Consider the following 228-nt stretch of genomic DNA (forward strand, 5'->3'; position numbering starts at 1 on the left):
CCCCCCGACCGGACCCGCGGGACGAACGGCCCACGTCCGCGGTTAGGCTGTGACCCAGACAACCCAACACGCTGCTCGAACCGCGGCGGGAGAGCCCTCCCGCGCGACCGCCCCGGCGGACGTGACCGCGAGGCGCCGAAGGAGCAACCCTCCCCCGGAATCTCTCAGGCCCCCGTACCGCCGTGGCGAGGCAACTCTGGAAAGCGGCCGGCTCACGCCGGCCCGCCC

Annotated in this window: 1 riboswitch. The window is 75.0% G+C overall.

Annotated features, from left to right (window positions below):
• Nucleotides 1–76: 76 nt before the first annotated feature.
• Nucleotides 77–190, plus strand: a riboswitch (glycine riboswitch).
• The last annotated feature ends 38 nt before the right edge of the window (nucleotides 191–228 follow it).

The sequence above is a fragment of the Cellulomonas sp. GbtcB1 genome, from assembly GCF_019091725.1.
Classification (GTDB): domain Bacteria; phylum Actinomycetota; class Actinomycetes; order Actinomycetales; family Cellulomonadaceae; genus Cellulomonas.